This window comes from Bacillus cereus group sp. BfR-BA-01380, assembly GCF_022663535.1.
In the GTDB taxonomy this organism is placed as follows: Bacteria; Bacillota; Bacilli; order Bacillales; family Bacillaceae_G; genus Bacillus_A; species Bacillus_A cereus_BB.
This window is the reverse complement of the sequence record NZ_JAKUFS010000135.1, coordinates 1-223: the sequence shown is the minus strand read 5'-3', so window position 1 is coordinate 223 and position 223 is coordinate 1. Positions and strand designations below refer to the sequence as shown.

The following is a 223-nucleotide window of genomic DNA, read 5'->3' as shown; positions in this document are numbered from 1 at the left end:
CAAATACAAAAGTAGGCCAAATAAAAGTAGAAGGAACGAAGACGTGGAAAGACAACGACGCGAAAGATCGTCCAAGTTCAATCAAAGTCGATTTACTACAAAACGGTAAAGTGGTAGATACGAAAGAAGTAAGTGAAGCAACAAGCTGGAAGTACACATTTGAAAATCTCCAAGCGTATGACGCAAATGGAGTAGCATACAAGTATGAAGTGAAAGAACAGCC

The 223-nt window shown here is 39.5% G+C and carries 1 protein-coding gene; it reads left to right on the top strand.

The window, feature by feature from the left end:
* A partial coding sequence (locus MR076_RS26260) for a Cna B-type domain-containing protein (protein WP_242225445.1) occupies window positions 1-223 on the top strand: 223 nt, incomplete at both ends.